The sequence below is a fragment of the Robertmurraya massiliosenegalensis JC6 genome (assembly GCF_000311725.1).
In the GTDB taxonomy this organism is placed as follows: Bacteria; Bacillota; Bacilli; order Bacillales; family Cytobacillaceae; genus Robertmurraya; species Robertmurraya massiliosenegalensis.
Window position 1 is genome coordinate 1 of sequence record NZ_HE978525.1, and the last position, 9,112, is coordinate 9,112.

13 protein-coding genes are annotated in these 9,112 nt (G+C 32.4%); 3 read left to right on the forward strand and 10 right to left on the reverse strand.

Annotated elements, in window-relative coordinates; genetic code table 11:
• The 3 genes from BMSHG_RS28575 to BMSHG_RS25250 form a co-directional block, all read left to right on the forward strand.
• Window positions 1-454, forward strand: a 454-nt coding sequence (locus BMSHG_RS28575; RefSeq protein WP_034659438.1) for a hypothetical protein, incomplete at its 5' end; no start/stop codon positions are given.
• A gap of 123 nt (window positions 455-577) precedes the next feature.
• Window positions 578-1,201: a DNA-3-methyladenine glycosylase family protein gene (locus tag BMSHG_RS25245; RefSeq protein ID WP_019157249.1), complete on the forward strand. Its 624-nt coding sequence runs from the start codon at window positions 578-580 to the stop codon at window positions 1,199-1,201.
• A gap of 134 nt (window positions 1,202-1,335) precedes the next feature.
• Window positions 1,336-1,881: a hypothetical protein gene (locus tag BMSHG_RS25250; RefSeq protein WP_019157250.1), complete on the forward strand. Its 546-nt coding sequence runs from the start codon at window positions 1,336-1,338 to the stop codon at window positions 1,879-1,881.
• Here the strand turns inward: BMSHG_RS25250 and BMSHG_RS25255 are convergent.
• The 10 genes from BMSHG_RS25255 to BMSHG_RS26975 form a co-directional block, all read right to left on the reverse strand.
• Window positions 1,871-2,821, reverse strand: coding sequence for a DNA-methyltransferase (locus BMSHG_RS25255; RefSeq protein WP_019157251.1), 951 nt, complete (start codon window positions 2,819-2,821; stop codon window positions 1,871-1,873). The two genes, BMSHG_RS25250 and BMSHG_RS25255, sit on opposite strands and share 11 nt — an antisense overlap.
• 56 nt (window positions 2,822-2,877) lie before the next feature.
• The gene (locus tag BMSHG_RS25260) at window positions 2,878-3,105 is read right to left on the reverse strand and encodes a hypothetical protein (RefSeq protein WP_019157252.1); all 228 of its coding nucleotides are present in this window, start codon (window positions 3,103-3,105) and stop codon (window positions 2,878-2,880) included.
• Between the two features lie 343 nt (window positions 3,106-3,448).
• A complete protein-coding gene (locus BMSHG_RS25265) occupies window positions 3,449-3,694 on the reverse strand; it encodes a hypothetical protein (RefSeq protein WP_019157253.1) in 246 nt (81 codons plus the stop codon).
• Window positions 3,694-4,182, reverse strand: coding sequence for a hypothetical protein (locus BMSHG_RS25270; protein WP_019157254.1), 489 nt, complete (start codon window positions 4,180-4,182; stop codon window positions 3,694-3,696). The genes BMSHG_RS25265 and BMSHG_RS25270 overlap by 1 nt, the downstream gene beginning before the upstream one ends.
• A gap of 105 nt (window positions 4,183-4,287) precedes the next feature.
• On the reverse strand, window positions 4,288-4,557 hold the full coding sequence (locus BMSHG_RS25275; RefSeq protein WP_019157255.1) for a hypothetical protein: 270 nt from the start codon (window positions 4,555-4,557) through the stop codon (window positions 4,288-4,290).
• A gap of 20 nt (window positions 4,558-4,577) precedes the next feature.
• On the reverse strand, window positions 4,578-5,018 hold the full coding sequence (locus BMSHG_RS25280) for an HK97-gp10 family putative phage morphogenesis protein (RefSeq protein ID WP_019157256.1): 441 nt from the start codon (window positions 5,016-5,018) through the stop codon (window positions 4,578-4,580).
• Between the two features lie 11 nt (window positions 5,019-5,029).
• A complete protein-coding gene (locus BMSHG_RS25285) occupies window positions 5,030-5,347 on the reverse strand; it encodes a phage head closure protein (RefSeq protein WP_019157257.1) in 318 nt (105 codons plus the stop codon).
• A 51-nt stretch (window positions 5,348-5,398) separates the two neighbouring features.
• On the reverse strand, window positions 5,399-5,803 hold the full coding sequence (locus tag BMSHG_RS26965) for a phage major tail protein, TP901-1 family (protein WP_019157258.1): 405 nt from the start codon (window positions 5,801-5,803) through the stop codon (window positions 5,399-5,401).
• 225 nt (window positions 5,804-6,028) lie between these two features.
• On the reverse strand, window positions 6,029-7,138 hold the full coding sequence (locus BMSHG_RS26970; protein ID WP_019157260.1) for a phage major capsid protein: 1,110 nt from the start codon (window positions 7,136-7,138) through the stop codon (window positions 6,029-6,031).
• Window positions 7,131-8,348 carry a phage portal protein gene (locus BMSHG_RS26975; RefSeq protein WP_019157261.1) on the reverse strand — a complete coding sequence of 406 codons (1,218 nt, stop codon included), beginning with the start codon at window positions 8,346-8,348 and terminating at the stop codon, window positions 7,131-7,133. Before BMSHG_RS26975 ends, BMSHG_RS26970 begins: the two co-directional genes overlap by 8 nt.
• Window positions 8,349-9,112: the final 764 nt, after the last annotated feature.

The following is a 9,112-nucleotide window of genomic DNA, read 5'->3' on the forward strand; positions in this document are numbered from 1 at the left end:
TAATAATAGAAATTCTCTTATTAGCTTTTACCATGATGATGATACTTCCGGTTTAAGAGCATTTAATGGATTGAATGAGGAATTAACACTTGTTGAAGTGAAAGAGATGATTGATGGGTTAAGAAAGGCATATTTAAATATAAATGAAGTCGAGTATAAGAAAAGAACTCTCGAACAAATAAAATATGATATTGATTATTTATTCGAAGAATGTGAAGTTGGCCCTAATCTGTTTAAGAATTTTAGAAAAGATATTAAGAGAAACTATGTTATAGAATGTACCAACTGCTTAAAAAAGATTTCGACTAAAACAGAAAAAGGATATTGGGTTGCTCAAAGTTACCATAAGCAGATTTATGGAGAGAAGTTTTGTTCAGAATGGTGCGTAGTCAAGTATATCGACGATATTAAACAAAATATAATTAAAAAGAAAAAAATACTATATGATCTCTAAGTTGTAAAAAAACACCATTGATATTACCATCAAGGTGATTTTTTTATGAAATAAAATTGATATTTTATTTCAAATTTGATACGGTAAATTTTTAGGGTCATTACATTTTAAGGAGCATTATAAATGGATAGGTTATTTTTCACAGTTGAAGATGAACGTGTAAAACACTTGGCGAAGGTCGATCCAAAATTAGAAAAATTAATAAAGAATGTTGGAACAATTGATATTCCTTTAAGTACAGACTTTTATTGTTCAACAGTAAAGCGGATTATTGGGCAACAACTTTCATTAAAAGCTGCTCAAACAATTATAGGCAGAGTCGAAAATATTTGGCAGAATTTCAATCCAGAATTATTAGAAGATATATCAGATGACCTAATTTGTGGTTGTGGCGTATCTTTTCCAAAACTTAAATACATACGGGATTTGACACAAAAATACTTAACACGTGAAGTTGATTTTTCAACTATACATATGTTAGATGACGAGGAAGTAATAAAAACATTAACTAACATAAAGGGAATTGGAAAATGGACTGCCGAAATGTTTCTTATCTTTTCATTGGGGAGACTTGATGTTTTATCATACGGTGATGTTAGTATTAAAAATGCGATTAGATGGCTATATCAAATTGAAAAAGAACAGTCATTGGATTTAGATTATTTTTACGAAAAGTGGCAACCTTATAATTCGATTGCTTCACTGTATTTATGGGGAGCTATTGATTTAGGTTTTGTAAAAAAATAACGAATGGATAGTAACTACTGACTTCTTTATTTCGTTGACATGATTATAATTACCACTATTTTCTTGTAAAAGAGAAATTCAAAATGTAAAATAAAATTGATACTCTATATTTCATACTAAAGGGAGGAATAATATTGGAAAAAGAAATAAGAGAAACCTTACAATCTTATTATTCATCATTTACTAAAAAAACCTATTCAGATGAAAACAACGAATATGATATTTTAATGGAGCTATTCGGTATTTCTCCTGATTTAAAAAGGGAAAATAGACAATACTGGGGAAGAGAATTAGGAATGTTATGGCAACGTGTTATCATAGAAATCTTTAAAGAAAAGCACCCCCATTTTGGAGATGCGTTAAAGTATGATGCAGACGAGCCGTGTGATTTGGTTGCTGGTTCTGATGCAATTGATACCAAATATAGAATAGGTTCAGGGGACTCGGGAACTCTAAAGAAATTTAAAACCTATGGAAAACTTTTAAGAGATGAAGGGTATCGACCTGTCCTCCTAATTCTAAGAGAAGATAATCTTCCAGCTGCAATTAAGGCTTGTGAAGTAGGAGGATGGACAATTCTAACAGGTCAAAAAACTTATGAATATATACGAGAGAAAACAGGTGTAGATATTGTAAGTTATCTCAAAAAATTTGGTAACGAATTTGCAATTAATCGTTAATCATAGAAAAAAGGTCTTGTTGTTCACCTTCTAATTCTTGTTTTTGTTTCAAGTTTTCTAATCTTTTTCTAATGATTTCACAATACTCATCAACTATTTCTATACCAACATAATCTATACCAAGTTCTGTAGCCGCCAAAGCTGTAGTGCCTGAACCCATAAAAGGGTCTATAACTATGTTGCCTTCTATTTTAGGGGTTGATAACTCTATGAGCTTCTTAATCAATTCCATTGGTTTTACAGTTACATGAATATTGAAATCATCATTTTTATCTCGTTTTATATTTTCAATAATATTGGATTGGAAGCCTTCTTCCGTTTTCGCATGAAACAAACCTACATTATACTGTTGCAGAGTTTCAATGTAATTGTTTACTAATGGCTTTTGAACTACAGAGATGGCTTCCCATTCATTCCTTAAAGCACTGTGCCATCCTTCCCACTGTTCAGGATTTTCTGCACCCATTTTTTCAAGTTTTTTTGCAACATTTAACCCTTTCGGAATACCACTATGCCTTCTATATACTATAATATCTCTCGCATAAAATCCTACATTTTCTAGAGCTACCTGTACTTGAGCAATTGTTCTGGTGCTATTAAAAGTAAAAACTAATGCTCCTGGTTTTAAAATACGATATAATTCTCTTCCCCAATCCTCAATCCACTTTTGATACTCAACTATATTATCACGATTTTTTTTATACCATCTCTCATTCCTAACGCCACCTGCTAAACCACTACCGTAAGGAATGTTCTTAACCAAAGTATTGGAATTTTGGACTCGTTCAGTCCTTCTTTTAATTTCTTCTACATCCCAATTACGACCGATAAACTCATAATTGTATGGCGGATCAGTTATACACGTTGCAATAGAATTATCTGGTAATTGTTTCATCATTTCTAAACAATCACCATTAAGTATTTGATTTCTAAATTCCATAATTACACTCCTTAAGCTTGTCCTAAATTAATAATAAAAAAAATAGTTTACGCTTGTCAACTATTTTTCGTTGGTCTTCCAACTCTATTAATTTTCTTTATTAACGACTGAATTTCATATTCAGTTGTTACGTAAATTGGGCTATCTTGTCCTAATTTCCTGCATTTTAATTTACCTTCTTTGACGAGTTTGTGCATATATTGCCTAGTATAAGGTTCTTTCTTGCCCTTTAACTCAGCTAACCTTTTAGCAGCCTCAGATAAAGTGTATTCCTGATTATCCATTTCCTCACATCCTATTTTTGTCTAGCAACTTAATAATAACAAATTAATGAGTGAGGTAAAATTAATTTTATTTTGTGAAAAAAGAAAAGGTCCTGACAAGGTCATAACAGGACTCTATTTCTCTTCACTTTATTTTGTACTTTATTTTTGCTATGCTTTTATTGTATAGGTCTTAGTTTCTGTTTCCATTGGGGCAGTTGTTACAGCAACTGTCTCAAACATATCCTGTATCTTTTAAAAGCAAACTTATCTTCTCATAACTTTTTATTAAAAATATGAATTAAGTAAAACTGCAAAAAAATAACTTGGCAGCCTTATCTTTTATTTGATACGACTGCCTTTTTTATATCTTTCCTTCGTATTCTTCTACCATCTTCAGCAACTTCTTATTGTTGGATTTAAAAGCTTTCTTCTTCATCAACAAACAATATTTATCGTGAGGAAGAATTTCAAAAGTATTAGAATCACAAGTAAATAATGTATAAAGAAGTGGATCTAATAATTCTGGATTTTTGAGCATGGTAGAAAGAGCTTCTTTTTGACTTAACGATTTAGCTTTTGAAAGAAGTTCAGTTTCTTTTTCAAACATTAGTTAGCACCTTCCATCAATAGCTCAACTAAAGCTTCATCATCATCATCATCTAGTTGGATATTGGAAATATCATTACTTACTACTTCAATTAACTCACGACGACTAGCTGGGTCTAACATTAACCTTTTCATTTGTCTATCGACAGTTTGAAGCAAAGTATTTCTTTGTTGAAGAACTTTTATTTCTTCAGTTAGATTAAGTTCTTCTTTAGCAAGTTTATTTTCAAATCTGTTCAAGTGATACATAGTATTAGCAAGTTCAATAAGTCCAAATTTATCTGTTCCTATCAAGTGTGTTGCTCCGATAGCTTTCAGTTCTTTTACTAGAATATTGTACATGTGGTTACTATGAAGTCGATATCCCTCTGGCAAATCATTGAAGTCAGTCTGGGGTAAATTCTTTTTAAATTCTTCTGCTTGTTCTTGTTTACGTTTTGCACGAGTAACATTACTGTCTTTATGAAGTCCAGGAATTTTTTGATTCATACTGTCAACTCCTTTCAGCTTCTAAGTTGGGCCGAGTGAAACGGTAACGTCCGAAAAAATAGACCGCGGGGGGTTATTATGGTACAGAGAGAGGTTTTTTCAAAACTAATGGGCGATACTTTCTTCAACTTTCTTAACAAACGAATAACTTACTTCCTCACAACCATTCTCTTTCAGTATCATATTCACAAAGAATAGTATGTCTTCACGAACAACCTTCTTACCTTTCCATCTCTTCAATTCAATTAAATGTTTCGTATAAACCTTTGCTAAAGCAATTCTAAATGCTTCCTCACCAATATCTTCTCGTAATACATGTAAGTATCTTGCTTTATCATGAGCTGTTATTTCTTTTTCAACTTCAATAACTTTCATTACAATTCACCTCTTTCTTTCTATACTTCTGTCCGATCACCTTCGAATACTTTCTTCATAGCATTATTATAAGATGCTTCTTGTGACCTTTCCGCTGGTTCCATAAACGGTTGTGCTGACATTCTTCCAACATATCTGCCAGACTTCTTCTGATAACGAGGACCTGTACCATATTCGACTAGGTGTCTATGAGGTGCTTTCTTTTTCTTAGGGTATATTACTGCAGATAGCCCATCATTAAACGTTCTATATCCAATACTTCTTTTCAAATCTCCAGGTCTACCTGAACTCTTCTTTCTATTAGCAGGTGAAACTGGAACTCTTTTCTTTGCTGCTGTTCTAACATTCTTTGCATGTTGCTTAACAACATTGGCTGCATCTTGCTTTTTCTTCATTTCAAAAGCATTTATGTTACGAACAGTCTCACGTCCACCTTCTATTCTTACTACTACTCTTGCCATTGAATATCACCCTATTGTCTTTCTAATACTTGAATTTCCAAAAATCTATTTTCTTCGTTTATATTAATTAGATACTGAATGTCATAAATCTTGTTGTTATATGAAATTACTTGAGCTCGATTTATTTTAGGTGAATATCTAACAATAACCTTATGAGATATTTCAGCTTGAGCTTGTTGGGCTTGCCATTTTTCTCTACCATAAACAGGTCTTATGTTTGCCCAAACTGTCATAACAGAAGTTAAAATATTTTCATATCCACCTGAACCATCAGATACTTGAGTAAGTTCCATAATTTCAATTTTTTTATTTAATTTTCCAGGATTCATTTTCTTATCACCTTTTTAAAAGAACCAAGGAAAAAATTCCTTGGCTCATTTTTAAGCTTCGATAATAGATAGTGGGCCATTTCCTTGTAATGATAAAGACCATGTCGTAAGATCGTCATAAGGAAATTCCATAGACAGCTCAGTTATGGTAGCATTACCTTCATATTTAGTTCCAGATGGGAATTCTAAATATACATCTACATTCTCAGAATTTAGATAAGCTGTTTCCAACATTGAATAAGCTACATCATCTTGAACAAACGCTCCATCACAATCAATCGTCCAACTTTTAAATCCTTGAATGCTTTCTTGCCAATGACCATCACTATCTTTAGAAGTTGCATCTATTGTTTCTGCACTCCGGTTAAGAGTCGCATTCCTTTGTCCCGCGAGAATTTTCCCAGTAGTAGCATCTTTAATAAATAACTTAACTTTCATTCCGGAAATCTTGCTCATTTATTTCAACCTCATTTCTTTCAATTTTAGAATTTATATATAGAAAGATGATTCTTTGGTTTTTCTGTTTTTATAAAAGCAAAACCATGTCCAAATAAGGTGACGCTTAATCCTTTTGCATTTTTGTCTTTATAGAATTTGAACATTTAAAAATCTCCTTTTTAAAAAATAAAAGAGCCAAAATCCGAGGATTCTGACTCTTTAGTTCGTGAAGAATTTCACATATTAAGCTAAAATTAATTTAGAAACAGCTTGTTCGTTTGTAACTGCTCCATCCATATAAGCATCAAGAACGATTAAACGGCTTCCACGAAGAGCATTTTTAGTATCAGCAGTTACATGAGTAACTCCCATACCTTTCTTAATCATAACTGAATAAGCTTCTTCAATATTACCGAAGATAACAGGAGTATTGTCTGGAAGAGCATCAGTAATATCTACTGGTAATCCAAACAATGTATAGTGAAGCTTACCATTTACAATTCCATTTTGTAGGTAGAAATGACCGTTAGCATCTGTCTTCTTAGCAATAGCATTGAAGAAATTACGTTGAATTACGAAACCAGCACCAGTTAAGAAGTCTGGGTGGATTGCAAGATATAACTCTTGTAAATTTTCCATTTCTACATCTGATGCAACACCAGTAAATGTTACTGTTGGAATTGCTGAACCAATAATACCGCGGAATTCTGTATCTTTTTCACCAGTTAAAATTGATTTCTCAATTACTTTTGCTAGACGGCGAGAAAGTAGGTTTACAGAGTAATCAACAATATCAATAGCTGCATCGTTTTGAAGTTGGTTAGATAATTGGATTGCTGCACCAACACGTTTTTGAGTTAACTTAACATCATCTAAGCTTAGAACATCCATTACTAACTCTTCGCCTTCTTCAACGAATCCAGCATTAGTTGCTACCCCATGTTCTTTAGCAATCTTTAATGTTCCAGATACAGATGGAAGTTTACGAGCTTTAGCAAATACTGGAGAAGTTTCTTCCATTTTCTTAATAATAGTATTATGAACGTTTTCTGGAATTACTGCGCCACCATAAGCTGTAGTTTGTAGATTACGAGTTTCACCATTACGTAGGTAGCTATCTAAAACTGTGTATTGTTCATTGCGTTTTTCAATTTTCTTTTCCATATTAATATCTCCTCTTTCTTTTTCTAATTTTTCAAGTTCATCTATCATGTTTTCGACTTTTCGAACTTCAACATCGAAAAGCTGTTTATCAGATGAGCTTATTGACCTTACTTCTTTAAATTTTTGAAGCTGATTTAGCTTCTTATTAATCTCGTTTTTCAAATAATCAATGCGTTCTTGTTTATTCATTTGATTCTTCCACCTCCTGTTTTTCTGATGAATCTTGACCAAGGTTTAGAAATACCATTTGGCCATCGTCATATTTCATGACGCTACCAATGCTTAGTAATCTGAAATCTTTATCATCTTTTGGAAGATCTAGTTTTGTTCTAGCTTCGTTAAAACTAAAAAGGCCCTCTTTTAGGCCTTTAGTAACAGTTTCAATCTTTTCTTTTTCAGTAGTTCTAATAATTTCAGAAGTGTCGAATCTAAAGTAATAACCAAGTTGCTTTTCGAAATCATCTAACAAATATTTATCAAAAGAACTTTCAATTTGAGTTATAATTGGCAGCAAAGTATTCTGTAGGAACTGAACTGTGTTTTGTTCCAAACTTGCATACTTATTAGCATCGCTGTTGATTAGAGATTCTGGAATATTAAATAATCTAGCAACTTCTGAAATTGTTTGTTTACTAGCTTCAGTTAATTGAAGTTCATCAGGCTTCAATGATAGAGGTTTGTAATCCATACCTTCTTCAAGAATCATGGTACGACCAGCATTCTTTGTTCCTGAATAAATCTTCTCGAAACTTGCTTTCAATCTATCGATTGCAGTTTGAGTTAATCTTGAAGCAGCCTTTACCATACCAACTGGAACTGCTGAATTATGAAGCAAAGATGTTGAATACTCAATTTGCTTGCTAGCATTCTGAAGAATTGTTCCTCCATCGGATAAAATTCCATTTGAACCAGAATCAATAATAATCAAGTTTTCTACATCAATTCTTACTGATGCGTTCAAACCAATGTACTCGTATTCAATTCGACTTGGAACAATATTATCTTCAGTAAATCCTTCTTGTCTCATATTTTTGGACTCCAGGTAATATAGGGCGCCCTCTTTCTTATAGATGAAAGCTTTACCATGAAGCAAATAGTCTTTAACAACTTTCTTTTTGATTGTCTGAGCTGTATCAAATTTATTAGCATCATGATTTAATTTATTTACTCGATCATCATCTTCTATCTTTGTTATATCGTTGTTAGTGGCATCTTGATAAAGATAGATTGGCAATGTTGAGATTGAATCAGCAATCAATTCAACCGATGCTCGTACAGCAGGGATTTTTAAAGCTTCATCTTCAGAAATTAATTCTGGTGGAGCTGAAGAATAAACTGTAGCCGAATTGAAAGTTTGTTCATATTCTGGCTTAGGTCTTCCAACAGTGAATAATCCCATTTGCTTACCTCCTTGTTTTTGTTTCTATGTGCAAAACTAAAAATAGCCAAAAAAATAAAAGAGCCAGAAATTAATCTGGCTGGCTCAACTTTCCTCATACGGTTAAATACAATAATTTTTGACCAAGTATAAATGCTCTTTTTTATACATAAAATTCACAAAAGATAGTTTGGTTCGAGGAATAACCCCGAACCGACAAACCCCACAAAGAATACCTCAGATTCTGATGACGATACTGCTTAGTTTAGTAGAAGAAAAACTAAAAACCTCAAAAAAGAACGTGTTCCGTTTTTAATTTTTTTAAACTGCTATAAAGCAGTTCAATATATATAAAAAATAATTATTTACAAAAAGAAAAAGAGCCGAAATAAATTCGACTCTTCGTGGAGGATGTACCTATGCTTGTGTGCTTGCGTGCTTCAATGACTTGTACGTAAAATTACTATTTTATAAATCATTATATAACTTTCAGGAGGTAAATTTAGTATGCCAAATGACTTCAACAAGCAATGGGTAGCATATGACAATTGGTACAATGGTGGTATAAATGAATTGTGTTCAAAAGAACACAAATAATAATTCGAAATAATAAAGAGGTTGTTTGAGTGTTTTAGTTCAAACCGGAGAAAAGAAATATGGAAAATGTAACTCAACTACTTAATCTAAAACACCCAAACGAAAATGAATTTAAAAGCATTATAAAGGAGAAACTTTCAAATCAAAAAATTTAGAAGCAAAAGGTAGTTGGAGGAAACTCACTAAAC